The sequence below is a fragment of the Kitasatospora cineracea genome (genome assembly GCF_003751605.1).
GTDB lineage: Bacteria > Actinomycetota > Actinomycetes > Streptomycetales > Streptomycetaceae > Kitasatospora > Kitasatospora cineracea.
Genome location: NZ_RJVJ01000003.1, coordinates 298,432 through 314,957, shown reverse-complemented (window position 1 = coordinate 314,957; position 16,526 = coordinate 298,432). Strand labels below are relative to the sequence as shown.

15 protein-coding genes are annotated in these 16,526 nt (G+C 74.3%); 4 read left to right on the top strand and 11 right to left on the bottom strand.

All coding sequences use genetic code 11. From position 1 onward, the window contains the following. Positions 1 to 23: 23 nt before the first annotated feature. From EDD39_RS35595 to EDD39_RS35580, 4 genes are all read right to left on the bottom strand, one after another. Entirely contained in the window at positions 24 to 638 is a 615-nt protein-coding gene (locus EDD39_RS35595; RefSeq protein WP_123563719.1) for a TetR/AcrR family transcriptional regulator, read from the bottom strand. A 42-nt stretch (positions 639 to 680) separates the two neighbouring features. Next, positions 681 to 2,282 carry a 4-coumarate--CoA ligase family protein gene (locus tag EDD39_RS35590; protein WP_167518098.1) on the bottom strand — a complete coding sequence of 534 codons (1,602 nt, stop codon included), beginning with the start codon at positions 2,280 to 2,282 and terminating at the stop codon, positions 681 to 683. Positions 2,283 to 2,495: 213 nt separating this feature from the next. Beyond that, entirely contained in the window at positions 2,496 to 3,332 is an 837-nt protein-coding gene (locus tag EDD39_RS35585) for an inositol monophosphatase family protein (protein WP_123563718.1), read from the bottom strand. Between the two features lie 38 nt (positions 3,333 to 3,370). Next, complete coding sequence (locus EDD39_RS35580; protein ID WP_123563717.1) at positions 3,371 to 4,153, bottom strand: maleylpyruvate isomerase family mycothiol-dependent enzyme; 783 nt, start codon at positions 4,151 to 4,153, stop codon at positions 3,371 to 3,373. A 156-nt stretch (positions 4,154 to 4,309) separates the two neighbouring features. Between EDD39_RS35580 and EDD39_RS35575 the strand changes: the two genes are divergently transcribed. Next, the gene (locus tag EDD39_RS35575; RefSeq protein ID WP_123563716.1) at positions 4,310 to 5,056 is read left to right on the top strand and encodes a phosphotransferase family protein; all 747 of its coding nucleotides are present in this window, start codon (positions 4,310 to 4,312) and stop codon (positions 5,054 to 5,056) included. 45 nt (positions 5,057 to 5,101) lie between these two features. Here EDD39_RS35575 and EDD39_RS35570 read toward each other — a convergent pair whose 3' ends face one another. The 4 genes from EDD39_RS35570 to EDD39_RS35555 form a co-directional block, all read right to left on the bottom strand. Then, positions 5,102 to 6,274 carry an acyl-CoA dehydrogenase family protein gene (locus EDD39_RS35570; protein WP_123563715.1) on the bottom strand — a complete coding sequence of 391 codons (1,173 nt, stop codon included), beginning with the start codon at positions 6,272 to 6,274 and terminating at the stop codon, positions 5,102 to 5,104. A 97-nt stretch (positions 6,275 to 6,371) separates the two neighbouring features. Then, positions 6,372 to 8,312, bottom strand: coding sequence for an acetyl/propionyl/methylcrotonyl-CoA carboxylase subunit alpha (locus EDD39_RS35565; protein ID WP_123563714.1), 1,941 nt, complete (start codon positions 8,310 to 8,312; stop codon positions 6,372 to 6,374). A gap of 304 nt (positions 8,313 to 8,616) precedes the next feature. Next, positions 8,617 to 10,215: an acyl-CoA carboxylase subunit beta gene (locus EDD39_RS35560; protein WP_123563713.1), complete on the bottom strand. Its 1,599-nt coding sequence runs from the start codon at positions 10,213 to 10,215 to the stop codon at positions 8,617 to 8,619. Then, positions 10,212 to 11,996 (bottom strand): acyclic terpene utilization AtuA family protein, encoded by a 1,785-nt coding sequence (locus EDD39_RS35555; RefSeq protein WP_123564069.1) that lies wholly within the window; start codon positions 11,994 to 11,996, stop codon positions 10,212 to 10,214. The genes EDD39_RS35560 and EDD39_RS35555 overlap by 4 nt, the downstream gene beginning before the upstream one ends. Positions 11,997 to 12,112: 116 nt before the next feature. Here EDD39_RS35555 and EDD39_RS35550 point away from each other — a divergent pair, with 116 nt between their 5' ends. Together EDD39_RS35550 and EDD39_RS35545 are read left to right on the top strand one after the other, a co-directional pair. Then, positions 12,113 to 12,445: an MDR/zinc-dependent alcohol dehydrogenase-like family protein gene (locus EDD39_RS35550; protein ID WP_244257475.1), complete on the top strand. Its 333-nt coding sequence runs from the start codon at positions 12,113 to 12,115 to the stop codon at positions 12,443 to 12,445. A 69-nt stretch (positions 12,446 to 12,514) separates the two neighbouring features. After that, positions 12,515 to 13,276 carry an HAD family hydrolase gene (locus EDD39_RS35545; protein WP_123563712.1) on the top strand — a complete coding sequence of 254 codons (762 nt, stop codon included), beginning with the start codon at positions 12,515 to 12,517 and terminating at the stop codon, positions 13,274 to 13,276. Positions 13,277 to 13,560: 284 nt separating this feature from the next. Here the strand turns inward: EDD39_RS35545 and EDD39_RS35540 are convergent, their stop codons facing one another. Then, a complete protein-coding gene (locus EDD39_RS35540) occupies positions 13,561 to 14,274 on the bottom strand; it encodes an HAD family hydrolase (RefSeq protein ID WP_123563711.1) in 714 nt (237 codons plus the stop codon). Positions 14,275 to 14,481: 207 nt separating this feature from the next. Between EDD39_RS35540 and EDD39_RS40465 the strand changes: the two genes are divergently transcribed. After that, on the top strand, positions 14,482 to 14,874 hold the full coding sequence (locus EDD39_RS40465; protein ID WP_208765750.1) for a hypothetical protein: 393 nt from the start codon (positions 14,482 to 14,484) through the stop codon (positions 14,872 to 14,874). 34 nt (positions 14,875 to 14,908) lie between these two features. Here EDD39_RS40465 and EDD39_RS35530 read toward each other — a convergent pair whose 3' ends face one another. Together EDD39_RS35530 and EDD39_RS35525 are read right to left on the bottom strand one after the other, a co-directional pair. Next, a complete protein-coding gene (locus tag EDD39_RS35530) occupies positions 14,909 to 15,103 on the bottom strand; it encodes a hypothetical protein (RefSeq protein WP_123563710.1) in 195 nt (64 codons plus the stop codon). Between the two features lie 391 nt (positions 15,104 to 15,494). Further along, positions 15,495 to 16,496 carry a phosphatase PAP2 family protein gene (locus tag EDD39_RS35525; protein ID WP_123563709.1) on the bottom strand — a complete coding sequence of 334 codons (1,002 nt, stop codon included), beginning with the start codon at positions 16,494 to 16,496 and terminating at the stop codon, positions 15,495 to 15,497. Positions 16,497 to 16,526 lie beyond the last annotated feature (30 nt).

Sequence of the window (16,526 nt, the reverse complement as noted above, 5' to 3'; positions counted from 1 at the left end):
CCGGGCCGCAGGTGCGGGCCGGTTCAGCCCGCCAGCGCGGCGTCCAGCAGCCGGGACCACTGGCGGACCACGCCGGCCCGGCGCGGCCCGTCGTCGGTGAGCAGGTTGGCCAGGCCCAGGCCGCGGGCCAGGTCGAGGGTGGCCTGGACGGTCTCCCGGACGCCCTGGGCGGACTCGTCCGCGCCCAGGCACTCGACGGCGGCCCGGTGCGCCTCCCGGCCGATGTGGTTCTCCAGGCCGGTGATCCGGCTGCGCAGCGGCTCCTCGGTGGCGGCGGCCACCCACAGGTGCAGGGCGGCGCGGAACAGCGGGCCGGTGTAGAGGTGCACGATCATCTCCACCACCGCCTCGGTGCGGGCCGGCCCGGGCGGCGGCAGCTGTTCGACGTGCGCCAGGGCGGCGGCCAGCCGCTCGGCGGCGACGTGCTCGACGGCGGCGGTGAACAGGTCCTCGCGGGTGCGGAAGTGGTGCTGGGCGGCGCCGCGGGTGACGCCGGCCCGCTCGGCGACCACCAGCACCGTGGAGCCGTTCCAGCCGACCTCGGCCAGGCACTCCACCGCCGCCTCCAGCAGCCGTCTGCGGGTGGCGCGGCTGCGGTCCTGCCGGGGCATGCGGGCGGCGGGGGCGCTGGTCGTCATCGGCGGCTCCTGGTCGGCGCGGGCGGGCTCCGGATGCCGATCCTATGCACCGCCGGCCGGGATCCCACCCCGCTGCGCGGCCCTGGCCCGCAGTTCGCGGCGCAGCACCTTGCCGCTGGCGGACTTCGGCACCGCGTCCAGGAACTCCACCTCGCGCACCTTCTTGTACGGGGCGACCCGGCGGGCCACGTACTCGATCACCTCCTGCTCGGCCAGTTCGCAGCCGAACGCGGGCACCACGTACGCCTTGGGGTGCTCGGCGCCGTGGGCGTCGTGGACGCCGATCACGGCGGCGTCGGCGATGCTCGGGTGGGTGAGCAGCACGGCCTCCAGTTCGGCGGGGGCGACCTGGTAGCCCTTGTACTTGATCAGCTCCTTCACCCGGTCGACCACGAACAGGTAGCCGTCGGCGTCGACGTGGCCGACGTCGCCGGTGTGCAGCCAGCCGTCCGGGTCGAGGGTCGCGGAGGTCTCGGACTCCCTGCCGAAGTAGCCGCGCATCACCTGCGGGCCGCGGAACAGCAGTTCGCCGTCCTCGCCGGGGCCGAGGTCGTGGTGCGGGGCCGTCAGGGAGCGGATCCGCAGCTCGGTGCCGGGGACCAGGCGGCCGACGGTGCCGGCCGGCGGGTTCGGGTCGCCGGGCGGGACGACGTGGGTGACCGGGGACAGCTCGGTCATGCCGTAGCCCTGCAGCAGGTGCGGCAGGCCCAGGCGGCGGGCGCAGGCGGCGGCCAGCTCGGCGTCCAGCGGGGCGGCGGCGCTCAGCACGTAGCGCACCGAGGACAGGTCGAAGCGGTCGACCAGCGGGTGCCTGGCCAGCGCGAGGACGATCGGCGGGGCCACGTACACCGCCTCGATCCGGTGGCGCTGGATGGCGGTCAGGAACTGCTCCAGGTCGAAGCGGGGCAGCACGACCACGGTGGCGCGGGCCCGCAGCGGGCGGTTGAGGAGGGCCGCGAGGCCGTAGATGTGGAAGAAGGGCAGCACCGCCAGCACCCGTTCGCCAGGGGCCGGGCCGAACAGCGCGTCGGTCTGGGCGAGGTTGGTGGACACCGAGCGGTGGGTGAGCATCACGCCCTTGGGCAGGCCGGTCGTCCCGCTGGAGTACGGCAGCACCGCCAGGTCGGCGGCCGGGTCGATCGGCGGGGCGGGCTCCGGGGCGGAGCTCGCCGCCAGGTCGGCCAGCGAGCGGTGGCCCTCGGCCTCGTCGCAGACGAAGATCCCGGCGACCGGGTGCTCGGCGGCGGCCTGCCGGGCCACCGGCAGGAACGCGGCGACGGTGATGATCCAGCGGGCCCCGGAGTCGCGCAGCTGGTCGGCCAGCTCCCCCGCGGTGGCCAGCGCGCTGACCGGGGTCACCGTCGCGCCGGTGCGGGTGGTGGCGTAGAACGCCAGCGGGTAGGCGATCGAGTTCGGGCTGAACAGCGCCACCACGTCGCCCCGGGCGACCCCCGCCTCGGCCAGGCCCGCGGCGACCCGGCGGCTGCCCGCCTCCAGCTCCCGGTAGCTGACGCTGCGTCCGGTCAGCCCGTCCACCAGGGCCGGGCGGTCGGCGTGCTCGCCCGTGGCGCAGCCGTCCAGGACGGCGGCGTGGATCGGCAGGTCGAGCGGGGCGACGGGCGGGTAGTCGCTGTGGAACACCATGCGGGCCTCCGGACGGCTCGACGGTCGCGGCCCCCGGGCCCGGACGCGGAGTGGATCCGTGGGGCGGATCCGTTGCGTGGATCGATCTGCGGGACGGATCCGTTGGGCGGATCGGTCCGTTGGGCGGATCCGGGTGCGGGGTGCGGTCGCGGGGTGCGGCCGCGGTGCAAGCGTGCCGGGGGCGGGGGGCCGCCGCCAGGGCGCGTGGCGGGCTTACCGGCGTACGCCGGTGGTCTCCTGACGGGTGATCAGGTCGAGCAGGAGGGCGTGGGTCCGTTCGTCGGCCGCGGCGATCAGGCCGCCGTCGCCGCGGTGGACCGGCCCGCCGCGCAGGTCGGTGACGGTGCAGCCGGCCGCCTCGCAGAGCGCGATGCCCGCCGCGAAGTGGACGCTGCCCTCGAGTCGGCCGTCCGTCACGTACCCGGCGCGGCGGCCGGCGGCGACCCAGGCCACCGCGAGGGTGCTGGACACCACCCGGGGGCGGAAGGCCCGTTCGAAGTCGGCGTCGGTGAGCAGGCGGGCGACGCGCAGCGCGGGGGCGTTCGGGTAGGGCGGGTCGAGGTTGAGGTCGACCAGCCGGGACTCCGGGGACGGCTCCAGCGGGGTGTCCGCCCCGTCGCGGCGCAGCCGGGCGCGGGCGCCGTCCGTCCAGTACGTCTCCCCGGTGTACGGGTCGGCGGTGGCGGCGGCGGTCGTCCGGCCGTGCTCCTGGAGGGCGACGTTGACGCCGACCAGGTGGGTGCCGACCGCGAAGTTGAGCGTCCCGCACAGCGGGTCGACCAGCCAGCGGCGGGCGGCGTCGGGCGCGCCGGTGCGGCCGCTCTCCTCCGCCGTGAACGCGTCGTCCGGGCGGGCGGCGCGGAGCAGGCCAAGGACGGCCCGCTCCGCCTCCACGTCCACGGCGGTGGCGAAGTCGCCGCCGCCCTTGTCCTCCCGTGCGACGCCGCGCCAGTCCCGGTTGCGCACCACCTGCGCGCCGAGTTCGGCGGCCCGGCGGGCGAGGTCGGCGTCGCCGGTGGTGGTTTCGCTGGCGTCGTCGGCGTTGCTCACGTGGGCCTTTCGGGGCGCGGGGAGGGGGCGGGGGGTGCTCAGGCTTCCGGGTCCCAGTCGTAGAGCTGGTGGAAGAGCTCGGCGTCGCCCTCCAGGTGGAGGGCCTCGATGGGGGTGCGGCCGTGGAAGACGGCGAGCAGTTCGGCGGCGGTGCCGCGGATGGTCGCGTCCGGGGTGGCGGCGCCGGGGGTGGCGGCGCCCGGGGCGGTCGGGGTGCGGGTGGCGTGGGCGCCGTTCGCGGAGAGGGTGAGCTGCCAGGTGGGGCCGTCGGTGGCCTGGAAGGCGAGGACGGCGGGGGTGTGCGGCCAGGCCACGGTGGTGGAGCAGCAGGTGAGGAGGAACTCCTCGGCGCTGTCGAGGGCCACCTCGCGGGGCAGCTCGGCGGCGACACCGGCGGCGAGCTGGGCGTCGTAGGCGTGGACGGCCGTCTCGTTGAGGCGGCGGCGGACCGCGCCGGTGGTGTTCCGCGGGGACTGGGCGAGCTCCCACCAGCCCCAGCAGGGCGCCTCGGGGCCGGCCTCGCGCAGCGCCGCCAGGAGCTGCGCGTTGGACTCGGCGAACCAGGCGATCAGGGCCTCCCGGTCGGCCGGGGCGGCCTCGGTCGGACGCGGCGGGGGCGTCTCGGAGGCGCCCGCGGCCACGATCGCGGACCAGAAGCGCTGGCCCTGGCCCAGGTGCTGCGCCAGGTCGTACAGCGTCCACTCGGGGCAGGTCGGGACCTGGACGTCGAGGCCGGGCGCCGCGACCAGGGCCTCGCGGAAGGCCGTGGAGCGGTCTTCGAGCAGGCTCAGCAGGGCCGGGAAGTCAAGATCGATAGCCACCTTGACTGTCTATCATCAAGATTCCGGGGGGCGGAAACGATTTATTCAAGGCGGTGGGTGGGGGCGGCAGTGGCGGGGAGGGGCGGTGGCGGATGGGGACGGTGGCGGGGGAAATTCGGGGGACGGGGGCGGTCGTCCTCGGGATACTGGTCGGTCATGGATGAGGTCGAAGTCGTCGTCGCCCATTCCGAGCGTGCGACCCTGCGCGTCGGTGGCGTGTTCCTGAAGGTGGACGCCGATCAGGCGCGCGTCGACGCCGAGGTCGAAGCGATGTCCCTCGCGCCGGTGCCGACGCCGGAGGTGCTGTGGCACAAGCCGCCCGTGCTCGCCGTGGCCGCGCTCCCCGGGGCGACGCTCGGGCGCCTGGGCGGGCCGTCGACCGGGTCGGCGGCGGCGTGGGCCGCGGCGGGCGCCGCCATCCGGCGGTTGCACGACGCGCCGCTGCCGCCCCGGCTCGGCCGGGCCGGCCGGAGTGCCGACGCGTTGGCGGCGGAACTCGACGCCGAGTGCGAACTGCTGGTGGCGAGCGGTGTCCTGCCCGCCGACCTGGTCGCCCGCAACCGCCGGGTCGCCGAGGCCGCGTTCCGGCCGTGGACCCCGGCGTTCACGCACGGCGACCTGCAGATCGCGCACGTCTTCCTGGAGGGCGACGAGGTCACCGGCATCATCGACTGGTCCGAGGCGGGCCGGGGCGACGCGCTGTACGACCTCGCCACCTTCACGCTCGGGCACGAGGACCGGCTGGCCGACCTCCTCGCCGGCTACGGCGCCGAGGTCGACCTGGACGTGATCCGCGCGTGGTGGTCGCTGCGCAGCCTGCTGGTGGTCCGCTGGCTGGCCGAGCACGGCTTCGACCCGTACGCGCCGGGGTGCGAGGTCGACGTGTTGAGGTCCCGGATGTGAGGCCGTGCGGGATCGGGGGGCTCGTGCCGGCGGCGGGTGGGACGGTCAGTAGGAGCGGGGCAGGCCGAGGGTGTGCTGGGCGACGTAGTTGAGGATCATCTCCCGGCTGACCGGGGCGACCCGGCCGACCCGGGTGGCGGTGATCAGTGCGGCCAGGCCGTACTCCTGGGTGAGGCCGTTGCCGCCGAGGGTCTGGACGGCCTGGTCGACGGCGCGGCAGGAGGCTTCGCCGGCCGCGTACTTGGCCATGTTGGCGGCCTCGCCGGCCGCCAGGTCGTCGCCCGCGTCGTAGAGCTGGGCGGCCTTGCGGGTCATCAGGCGGGCGAGTTCGACCTCGATGGCGCACTGGGCGAGGGGGTGCGCGATGCCCTGGTGGGCGCCGATCGGGCGGTCCCAGACGGTGCGGGTGCGGGCGTAGGAGACGGCGGTGTCCAGGGCGTGGCGGGCGATGCCGAGGGTGAAGGCGGCGGTCATGATGCGTTCGGGGTTGAGGCCGGCGAAGAGTTGCAGCAGGCCGGAGTCCTGGTCGCCGACCAGGGCGTCGGCGGGCAGCCGGACGTCGTCCAGGAAGACCTGGAACTGCTTCTCCGGGGCGGTGAGTTCCATCGGAATGGGCCGGTACTCGAAGCCCGGGGTCTCGCGCGGGACGACGAACAGCGCGGGCTTGAGCTTGCCGGTGCGGGCGTCCTCGGTGCGGGCCACGAAGAGGACGGCGTCGGCCTGGTCGATGCCGGAGACGAACACCTTGCGGCCGGTGAGCAGCCAGTCGTCGCCGTCGCGGCGGGCGACGGTGGAGATCCGGTGCGAGTTGGAGCCGGCGTCGGGTTCGGTGATGCCGAAGGCCATGACGGTGCTGCCGTCGGCGAGTCCGGGCAGCCAGCGCCGCTTCTGCGGATCGTTGCCGAAGCGGGAGATGACGGTGCCGCAGATCGCCGGGGAAACGATCAGCATCAGCAGCGGGCAGCCGGCCGCCCCCAACTCCTCCAGGACCACCGCGAGTTCGCCGATGCCCGCGCCACCGCCGCCGTACGCGGTGGGGAGGTTGACGCCGAGGTAGCCCAACTTGGCGGCTTCCGACCAGAGTTCGCGGACGGGCTCTCCCGCGCGGGCCTTGCGCTGGAAGTACTCGCGGCCGTAGCGGGCGGCGAGGGCGGCGACGGCCGTGCGCAGGTCGTGCTGGTCCTCGGTGTCGGTGAGCGGGGTCAGCGGTGCGGACATGGCGGGGTCCTGTCTGTCGTGGGCTGCTGCTGTCGGCTTTCGTGGGCTGCTGCGGGCTTTCGCGTTCGTACTCGCAGAAGGGGCGGGGTTCCGGGGGTCAGTGGTCGGGGGTGACGACGGCGAGGACGGTGCCGGTCTCGACCTGGCGGCCGAGGGTCGCGGGGAGGTCGGTGAGGGTGCCGTCGGTGGGGGCGGTGACCCGGTGTTCCATCTTCATCGCCTCGATGGCGAGCAGGACTTGGCCCGCGGTGACGCGTTCGCCGGGGCCTGCTTCGAGCCGGACGACGGTGCCGGGCATCGGGGCGAGCAGGGTGCCGGGGGCGAGCGGGGCGGTGGGGACGGGGTGGCGGTCGACGGCGGTCAGGGTGTGGTGCTCGGTCGGGGCGTCGACGAAGATCCGGTCGCCGTGGCGGGCGATCCGGTAGTGGCGGCGCAGGGGGCCGACCGCCAGGTCGACGGATTCGGGTGTGCTGCGCAGGAGTTGGACGTCGGGGTGGTCGTCGGCGCGCAGCCCGTCGCGGGTGAGCAGGTAGCGGACCTCGTGTTCGGTGCCGTCGGTGGCGCGGTAGCGCTTGACCTGCGGCTGGGAGGGCAGGTTGCGCCAGCCGGAGGGGAGTTCGCGCAGTGGGCCTCGGCGGTCGGCGGCGTCGGTGAGGGCGGCGGCGAGGGCGGCGAGGGGCGCGGATTTGCCGTCGGGGGCGGTGAGTTCGGCGTGGTGGTCGGCGAGCAGGGCGGTGTGGACGCGGCCCGCCAGGAAGTCGGGGTGGCGCAGGGCACGGACCAGCAGGTCGCGGTTGGTGGTGGGGCCGTGCAGGCGGGCGCGGGCGAGGGCGTCGGCGAGGCGGCGGGCGGCGGCGGTGCGGGTGGGGGCCCAGGCGACGACTTTGGCGAGCATCGGGTCGTAGTGGACGGTGACCTTGTCGCCGGCCCCGGCTCCGGCGTCCAGGCGCAGTCCGGACGGGGCCTGGGCGGTGGTGAACTCGACGTCCGTACCGGGGAGTTCGAGGAGGTGGAGTGGGCCGGTGGCGGGCTGCCAGTCGCGGGCCGGGTCCTCGGCGTACAGGCGGGCCTCGATCGCGCAGCCGCGGGTGGGGGGCGGGGCGGCCGGGAGGTGTTCGCCCTCGGCGACGGCGAGCTGGAGGGCGACCAGGTCGAGTCCGGTGACGCACTCGGTGACGGGGTGTTCGACCTGGAGGCGGGTGTTCATCTCCAGGAAGGCGAGGCGGCCGTCGGGGGCGAGCAGGAACTCGGCCGTCCCGGCGCCCTGGTAGCCGACGGCGCGGGCGGCGGCGACCGCGGCGGCGTGCAGGCGTTCGCGCAGCTCGGGAGTGAGGCCGGGGGCGGGGGCCTCCTCGATCACCTTCTGGTGGCGGCGCTGGAGCGAGCAGTCGCGGTCGCCGACGGCCCACACGGTGCCGTGGGTGTCGGCGAGCAGCTGCACCTCCAGGTGGCGGCCGGTGGGCAGGTACGGTTCGCAGAACACCTCGTCGTCGCCGAACGCGGCAGCAGCCTCGGCGCGGGCGGCAGCCAGGGCGGCCGGGAGTTCGGCCAGGGTGCGCACCACCCGCATGCCGCGTCCGCCGCCGCCGGACGCGGCCTTGACCAGCAGCGGAAGGTCGGCCTCGGTGGGATCGGGGCCGACGGTGAGGACGGGGACGCCCGCCTCGGCCATCAGGCGCTTGGCGGCGGTCTTGGAGCCCATCGCGGCGATGGCGGCGGGCGGCGGGCCGATCCAGCGCAGCCCCGCGTCGAGCACCGCCTGCGCGAACTCGGCGCTCTCGGACAGGAATCCGTATCCCGGGTGGACCGCGTCGGCCCCCGCATCGAGCGCCGCGCGGACCAGCAGGTCGGCGCGCAGGTAGGTGTCGGCGGGCGCGGCCCCGGGCAGCCGGACGGCGGTGTCGGCCTCCCGGACGTGCCGGGCGTCGGCGTCGGGGTCGGCGTACACGGCGACGGTGGCGATGCCGAGGGTGCGGCAGGTGCGGAAGACCCGGCGGGCGATCTCGCCTCGGTTGGCCACCAGCAGGGAGGTGATCATCCGTCAGTTCGCTTTCTCGCGGCGGGAGGGGAGGGAGGGGAGGGAGGTGGGGGCGGGGTGGAGCGGGGTGAGAGGGGCAAGCAAGTGCGAGGGGGACGGGCGAGCGTGAGGGGGCGAGTGGACGCGAGGGCCAATAGCAGGCGCGAGAGGGTCTAGCGAGGGTTAGTGGGTGCAGCGGGAGCCAGGAGGGCGGGCGGAGGCAGAAGGGGCTAACGGGAGTTAGAGGGTGTAACAAGAGCGAGAGGATCTGCCGGGAGCGAGGAGGCGAGCAGAGGTTAGAGGGTGTAGCGGTGGCGAGTGGGCGTCACATGCGGAAGACGCCGTAGCCGCGGGCGCCCTCGATCGGGGCGCTGTGGATGGCGGAGAGGCAGAGGCCGAGGATGGTGCGGGTGTCGCGGGGGTCGATCACTCCGTCGTCGTAGAGGCGGCCGGAGAGGAAGATCGGGAGGGATTCGGCTTCGATCTGCTGCTCGACGGCGGCGCGGATGGTGGCGTCGGTTTCCTCGTCGTAGGGCTGGCCCTTGGCGGCGGCGGATTGGCGGGCGACCAGGGAGAGGACGCCGGCGAGTTGCTGGGGGCCCATGACGGCGGATTTGGCACTCGGCCAGGTGAACAGGAAGCGGGGGTCGTAGGCGCGGCCGCACATGCCGTAGTGGCCGGCGCCGTAGGAGGCGCCCATCAGGACGGACAGGTGGGGGACGGTGCTGTTGGCCACGGCGTTGATCATCATGGCGCCGTGCTTGATGATGCCGCCCTGTTCGTACTCCCGGCCGACCATGTAGCCGGTGGTGTTGTGCAGGAAGAGCAGCGGGCGGTCCAACTGGTTGGCGAGTTGGATGAACTGGGCGGCCTTCTGGGACTCCTGGCTGAACAGCACGCCCTGGGCGTTGGCCAGGATGCCGACGGGGTGGCCGAGCAGGGTGGCCCAGCCGGTGGTGAGGCTGGTGCCGTAGCGGGGTTTGAACTCGTCGAAGTCGGAGGCGTCGACGATCCGGGCGATCACCTCGCGCGGGTCGAAGGGGGCCTTGAGGTCGCCGGGGACGATGCCGAGCAGGTCGTCCTCCGGGTACTTCGGTGGTTCGGGGCAACGCGTGGGCGCGGGGCCGGACTTGCGCCAGTGCAGGCGGTGGACCACGCGGCGGGCCAGGCGGAGGGCGTCGGGCTCGTCGAGGGCGAGGTGGTCGGCGAGGCCGGAGGTGCGGGCGTGCATCTCGGCGCCGCCGAGCGACTCGTCGTCGGACTCCTCGCCGGTGGCCATCTTCACCAGCGGGGGGCCGCCGAGGAACACCTTGGCCCGTTCCTTGACCATGATCACGTGGTCGGACATCCCGGGCACGTACGCGCCGCCCGCCGTGGAGTTGCCGAACACCACGGCCACGGTGGGGATTCCGGCCGCCGACAGCCTGGTCAGGTCGCGGAACAGGGCGCCGCCCGGGATGAAGATCTCCTTCTGGCTGGGCAGGTCGGCGCCGCCGGACTCGACCAGGTTGATCAGCGGGAGCCGGTTGCGCAGGGCGATCTCGTTGGCCCGCAGGGCCTTGCGCAGCGTCCACGGGTTGGACGAACCGCCGCGCACGGTGGGGTCGTTGGCGGTGATGACGCATTCGGTGCCGGCCACCGTGCCGATGCCGGTGACCAGGGCCGCGCCGACCTGGTACGGGCTGCCCCAGGCGGCGAGCGGGGAGAGTTCGAGGAACGGCGAGTCGGGGTCGAGCAGCAGCTCGATCCGTTCGCGGGCCGCGAGTTTGCCCCGACTGCGGTGGCGTTCCAGGTACTTGGGCCCGCCGCCGGCCAGCGCCTTGGCGTGTTCGGTGTCCAGTTCGGCGAGTCGGGCCAGCATCGCGGCACGGTTGGCCTCGTACTCCGGGGCGTCCGGGTCGAGCCGGGTGGACAGGACGGTCACAGCGGGGCCTCCGGGGGCTCGGGCCGGACGGGCGGGGTGGTGGGGAGCGGCGGGGCGGGGGGTGGGGCCGGCGGGAGGAGCGAGGCGGGGAGGTCGAGGTGGCGGGAGCGCAGCCACTCCCCCAGCGCCTTGACCTGCGGGTCGAACCTGGCCTGGGCGGCGACGCCTTCGCCGAGCAGGCCGCGGAGGGTGAAGTTGACCGCCCGGAGGTTCGGGAGCAGGTGCCGTTCGATCTCCAACTCACCTGTCTCGGGGAGGAGTTCGCGCAGTCTGGCGGTGGTGAGAGTGTGGGCGAGCCAGCGCCATCCGGCTTCGTCGCGGGCCCAGACGCCGAGGTTGGCGTCGCCACCCTTGTCGCCGCTGCGGGCTCCGGCGATCAGGCCGAGCGGGGCGCGGCGGGTCGGCCCGGGCTCCGGGGGTGGTGGCAGCTCCGGTGCGGGCAGCGGGAGCTGGCGGTGGAGGGTGGCGGCCGGGGGCGGAACGGGGACCGGGGTGCCGGTGGGCAGGTGGGCGGTGTGGTCGACCGCCTTCTGGTCCAACTCCCTTGACTCGAACACGCCGTAGGGGCTGGGCCGGGCGGGCGGGGCGGTCAGGTGGAAGCCCGGGTAGCCGGCCAGGCCGAGTTCGACGGCGGCGGCGGTGAGGGCACGGCCGACCTTGTGCTCCTGCGGGTCGCGGGCGGTGAGCCGGAGCAGGGTGCTGGCGCGTTCCTCGGTGTCGGCGTCCGGGTGCTGGGTGCGGGTCTCGGTCCAGCGCAGCGCGGCCGGCGGATCGGCGGCCAGGGCGCGGTTCAACTGCCGTTGCACCAGGGCGGATTTGGCGTCGACGTCCAACCCGGTGAGGACGAACACCAGCTCGTTGCGGTACCCGCCGAGCCGGTTCAGCCCGACCTTGAGGGTGGACGGCGGGGCCTCGCCGCGCACCCCGTCGATCCGGACCCGGTCGGTGCCCTGGGCGGTGAGCGTCACGGTGTCCAGGCGGGCGGTGACGTCCGGCCCGAGGTAGCGCGGTCCGCCCGTCTCGTAGAGGAGTTGGGCGGTGACGGTCTCCACGGTCACCGCGCCGCCGGTGCCCGGGTGCTTGGTGATCACGCTGCTGCCGTCGGCGTGCAGTTCGGCGATCGGGAAGCCCGGGTGGTCGACGTCGTGCTCGGCGAAGAAGGCGTAGTTCCCGCCGGTCGCCTGCGCCCCGCACTCCAGGACGTGGCCCGCCACCACCGCACCCGCCAGCGCGTCCAGGTCGTCCGGGGTCCAGCCGTGGTGGGCGATGCCCGGTCCGACCACCAGGGCGGCGTCCGTGACCCGTCCGGTCACCACCACGTCCGCTCCCGCGCGCAGGCACTCGGCGATCCCGAACGCGCCCAGGTAGGCGTTCGCGGCCAGCAGCGGGCGGCGCGGGTCTTCGCCCGTCCAGCCGAACTCGTGGGCCCTGGGCAGGAGTTCGTCGCCGGTGACGTGGCCGATCCTGGCCCGGAGGCCCTGCCGGGCGGCGAGTTCGCGGAGCGCCTCGGCGAGTCGGGCGGGGTTGAGGCCGCCCGCGTTCACCACGATCCGCACGCCGCGGTCGAGCGCCTCGGCGAGGCACTGCTCGGCCTGCCGCAGGAACGTCCGCGCGTAGCCCCGGGCGGGATCGCGCAGCCGGTCGCGGGCCAGGATCAGCATGGTCAGTTCGGCCAGGTAGTCCCCTGTGAGCACGTCCAGCGGGCCGCCCGTCAGCATCTCGTGGAACGCGTCGAACCTGTCCCCGTAGAACCCCGACGCATTGCCGATCCGCAGCACGATGTCTCCCCAACTCCGCTGTTTCCGGCCGCCGTTGGTGATGGCAGCGGCCGGGGGTGGCGCGTGTCCGGTCGGGGTCGAGCCTGGCAGCAACCCGGGGGCAAATCAAGCATGCGTGCTTGTTTTTGGCCGTTGGGGGTACGGGGCAGCGCGGGGAGTGCGACTCCTGCCGGCGCGGCGACTTCGCGAACTGCCGGCACCAGGAGCAGACCGGCGCCACCGCCGACGGCGGTTACGCCGACAGAGGTTACGCCGAGGTCGTCTACGCGCGGACCAGCGGTCTGGTGCACGTCCCCGACGAGGTGCCGCCCGCCGAGGTGCCGCCCGCCGAGGCGGCGCCGCTGTTGCGTGCCGGGCTGAGCGCGTTCAGCGGGCTGCAGCGGATCGGCGCCCGGCCGGGGGCGCTGGTCGCGGTGCAGGGCATCGGCGGGCTGGGGTACCCGGCCCTGTAGTACGCGCGCGGCCGAGAGCCCGTACGGCGGGGTATCGGGGCGGGGCGGCCCCGCGGGAGGATCATCGGCATGGTGGATGTGGTGTTCTTCGATCTGGACGGAACGCTGGTCGATCACCGCCGGGCGGCCTTCGCCGCGATCGGCGGGATCGTCGGGGGCGCGACGGAGGCGGTGGGGTCGACGGGGTCGGCGGGCTCGGCGGGGTCGGTCGCGGAGCTGGCGGCGGAGTGGTGGGCGTTGGAGGCGCGCCACATGTGGGAGTACCTGGACGGGGAGTGCTCGTTCACCGAGCAGCACCGGCGACGGACCCGGGCCTTCCTGCCGCTGCTGGGTGAGCCGGTGTCCGAGGATCCGGCGGCGCTGGACAGGTGGATCGCCGAGCGGTACCTGCCCGCCCTCGATGAGTCCTGGCAGTGCTACGCCGACGTGCTGCCCTGCCTGGAGGCCCTCGGACGGATGCCGGGTCGCCGGCCCCGGCTGGCGGTGCTCACCAACGGGGACCCCGGGCAGCAGCGGGCCAAGCTGGACCGCTTCGGGCTCGCGGGGCACTTCGAAGCCGTCCTGACCCCGACCGAACTCGGCGCCGCCAAACCCGCGGCCTACGCCGCCGCCTGCCGCCGGATGGGAACCGTCCCCGAACGGGCCGCCAATGTCGGCGACATGCTCCCCACCGACGTCACGGCGGCCGCCGCGGCCGGGCTCACCGGGGTCTGGCTGGACCGCGGCGTCGACTTCGTCACCGGCGGCCCGTCGCCCGTCGCGGAGCCGTCGGTGCTGCGGATCGAGCGGCTCACGGAGCTGCCGGAGTTGCTGGCGCAGATGGGGAGTTGACGGGGGCCACGGACGGACGGGCCGGCGGGTGGGTGGACGGGCGACCGACCGACGGCCCACCCATCGTCGCGGAGTCGGCTGCGCTTCGGGCCGGACAGCTCGCCGGGCTGTCGGATTCGCCGGCCTGGGAAGGTAGTTGACGCCCGCTGTCCGTTGTCGCGCCGGTCGACGGCGCTACCCGTCGCGGGGCTGTCGGCGCTTCGGGTCGAGCAACTCGCCCGGCTGCCAAGGGAGCTGGGGTGGGCGGGTGGTCGGCGAGTGGGCAGGGCAGGGGCGCGTCGGGGTCAGAAGAGGGACAGCAGGTCGGCCAGGGAGGTGATGGCCGGAACTCCGGCGGAGGCGGAGGCGGAGGCGGGGGCAGGGGCGGAGGCGGGAGTGTCGCGGGAGAGGGTGCGGCCGGTGTAGCCGAGGGCGAGGGCGGCGGCGACCAGGGTCGGGTCGTCGTCGACGAACAGGCAGTGGTGCGGGGCGAGTCCGAGTGCGGTGCTGGCGTGGTGGTACATCCGCGGGTCCGGTTTGTTGCAGCCGAGGACGGAGGAGATCGCGTACGCCTCGAAGAAGCGGTCGATGCCCAGGCCCGCGTGCAGGGTGGGGAGGTTGGGCCAGGCGTCGGAGACCACGGCCATCCGGACGCCGCGGCGGGCGAGTTCCTCCAGGGTGGGCAGGACGTCGGGGTAGGTCTCCAGGAGGACGGCCGCTGGGAGTTCGCGGCGCAGGTCGGCGAGGAGTTCCGGGGTCGGGGGCACGTCGAGGTGGTGGAGCAGCAGGCGGTGGTAGTCGTCGGTCGCCGGGGTCGACGAGGTGGCGGCGAGGAAGCGGTCGCCCGCGGCGACGGCGGCCGCGAACCGTTCGGGGGTGGTGGCGGGTGCGTGGGCCAGGACGGTCGGTTCGAAGTCCGCGCGGGGGTTCCAGCGGCCGCCGATCGGGCGCATCAGGACGCCGCCCGAGTCGAAGAGGATCGCGCGGAGGTCTTCCCGGGGAGTGGGTCGTGTCGCCATCCGGCCCAGTCTGCCCGGCGGGTGTCCGGCGGTCGATCCCCCGGCGCGGGCGGGAGAGGGCCGGGCCGGTGGCGGTCCCGGCGTCAACTCCTGGCCTTCCGGCGGTAGTTGCGGAGTGCACCGGAGTACGCCGGAGTGGAACCGGTCGGGTACCCCGGTGGCTGTGTTGTCGGTGGGGTGCGGCATGCTCCACGCATGCTTCACGCGATGACCGAGCGCGGACTGTCGATGCGCGACCCGGGGCCGGCGGCCCTGAGCCGGCTGGTGGCGAACATGCAGCGCGGGGACTCCCACCTGGTCGTCGAGCGGTTCGGTGCGGACGAGCCGGAGGGTGACTGGTACGCGCAGGTGCGGCTCCAGGAGAACGGCGTCTACCAGTTGGAGTACCGCGACGGGGTGCCCGCCGAGCACTACCGGACCCTGACGGTCTCGCTCCCGAAGGTGGTGAACGCGCTGGTCGGCTGGTCGCAGGGGCGGACGGCGTGGCGGGCCGAGTTCGACTGGAGCAACGTCGGTGCCGAGTTCGTCGGGCACGTCGAGCGCGTCGGGCACGTCGAGTCCAGGGTCCGCGGCGGGGGCAGTGCGGCCGGTGGCCGCTGAGTCCGCGCGGGGCCAGGCCGGATCGGGGCCGGGGTCAGAGCATCCAGAGGCCGAAGCCGGCGATCAGGATGCCGGTGGCGATCAGCAGCGGGCCGAGCAGGTGGTCGCGGGGGCGGTCGGTGCCCGGGCGGATCCGGATGGTGGAGGCCAGGCCGACACCGGAGAGCAGGACGCCGAGCGGGGTGAGGACCGCCCAGAGGGCGGGTGCGGCGAGGTGGCCGGAGATCATCGGGCCGTCGGCCGGCCGGCGGGTCGGGGGCGCGCGCCGGGCGCTGACGGGGCGTGGGGTGCGGCCATGGTGGGTCCTCCTGCTGGGTTCCGCACGACGCTACCGGGGTGCGGAACAAGACTCCGCCACGGATTGGCAAAGCCTTCACCGCTCCCGCCCGATCGCCCCGGAACCACCGTCTCTGACGGGCCGTCAGGTTCACTCGGGCGGCCCACCAGCCCGAACACGGGAACGTTCGATTCCCAGTGAACGCCCAGCGAGTTCCCGGAATTCGTTCATCGGTTTCCGGGCGGCCCGTGGGGGCTGCCGCCGGGAACGCAAGGGGCCCCGGTTCCGGCACCACCTTGCCGGGACCGGGGCCGGGGCCCGCGGGGTGGGAGGGAGCCGGTCCTCAGCCGACCGGGACGGCCGGTTCGGCGGCCGCCGGGACGGCTGCGGCCTCCTTCGCGACCCGGGCCGCGGCGCGGCGGGCGACGAAGCGGTTGACCAGGGTGACCATCGCCCAGGCGTAGGCCCAGCCGACCAGGATGTCGATGATGAAGTGCTCGGCGCCGTAGACCAGGGTGAAGGCCATCGCCAGGGGGTACGCGGCGAGCAGGACGCGCAGCCCGCGGCTCGCCCGGGGCCAGAAGACCAGGGCGATCATCATCGGGTAGGCGGCGTGCAGCGAGGGCATCGCGGCGACGTCGTTGGCGAACTTGCTGCCGTTCTCGAAGACGGTGCCGGCCCGGTGGAGGCCGCTGCTGTCGAGGACGGTGGACACTATCCGGCTGACGGCCGGCATGTGGTTCTCCAGCGCGGCCAGCCACGGCGGGTCGGCCGGGTAGAGCACGTAGGTGACGAAGCCGATCGCGGTGATCGCCAGGTAGCAGCCGAGGAAGTGCCGGAACCGGGCGTGGTTGCGCTTCCACAGCACGGCGAGGATCACGAACACCGCGAAGAAGTGCGTCATGTAGACGGTGACGGCGGCGTAGTCGTACCACTGCGGCCGGCCGGGGTGGTACAGCCAGTCCTGCAGGCGGACGGTCCAGGTCTCGCCGAAGCCGAGCACCTTGTCGAAGGCGATCTGCGGGGCGTAGTGCGGTTTCCAGGGGGTGTGCGCGCCGTAGCCCCGGAGCAGGGAGTACGTCCAGACCACGGCCATCACCGGGACCCAGTCCCGCAGGACGTGCAGCCAGCCCTTGCGGCCGCCGCTGTGCACGGAGGCCGCGACCAGGGCGGCGATCAGCCAGAGGAAGACCACGTCGTTGGCGTACGGCAGGCCGTACACCACCAGGTAGCGCCAGAGCGCCACCGCGAACAGTGGCCAGGCGAGGTGTCGGAGTCTGAGCCGGGACAGCAGGTGGAGCGCCAGGGAGCGTGACCGGGCTGCCAGGTGGGACGAGTCGATCATGCGTCACGAAGCTAGCAAGGGCGGCTTGGA

Excerpts from the sequence above, each read along its gene's own strand:
- EDD39_RS35590 (WP_167518098.1), bottom strand. The coding sequence starts at position 2,282 with ATGGTGTTCCACAGCGACTACCCGCCCGTCGCCCCGCTCGACCTGCCG.
- EDD39_RS35545 (WP_123563712.1), top strand. The coding sequence starts at position 12,515 with ATGGTGGATGTGGTGTTCTTCGATCTGGACGGAACGCTGGTCGATCAC.
- EDD39_RS40465 (WP_208765750.1), top strand. The coding sequence starts at position 14,482 with ATGACCGAGCGCGGACTGTCGATGCGCGACCCGGGGCCGGCGGCCCTG.
- EDD39_RS35525 (WP_123563709.1), bottom strand. The coding sequence starts at position 16,496 with ATGATCGACTCGTCCCACCTGGCAGCCCGGTCACGCTCCCTGGCGCTC.
- EDD39_RS35530 (WP_123563710.1), bottom strand. The coding sequence starts at position 15,103 with ATGATCTCCGGCCACCTCGCCGCACCCGCCCTCTGGGCGGTCCTCACC.
- EDD39_RS35595 (WP_123563719.1), bottom strand. The coding sequence starts at position 638 with ATGACGACCAGCGCCCCCGCCGCCCGCATGCCCCGGCAGGACCGCAGC.
- EDD39_RS35575 (WP_123563716.1), top strand. The coding sequence starts at position 4,310 with ATGGATGAGGTCGAAGTCGTCGTCGCCCATTCCGAGCGTGCGACCCTG.
- EDD39_RS35570 (WP_123563715.1), bottom strand. The coding sequence starts at position 6,274 with ATGTCCGCACCGCTGACCCCGCTCACCGACACCGAGGACCAGCACGAC.
- EDD39_RS35540 (WP_123563711.1), bottom strand. The coding sequence starts at position 14,274 with ATGGCGACACGACCCACTCCCCGGGAAGACCTCCGCGCGATCCTCTTC.
- EDD39_RS35565 (WP_123563714.1), bottom strand. The coding sequence starts at position 8,312 with ATGATCACCTCCCTGCTGGTGGCCAACCGAGGCGAGATCGCCCGCCGG.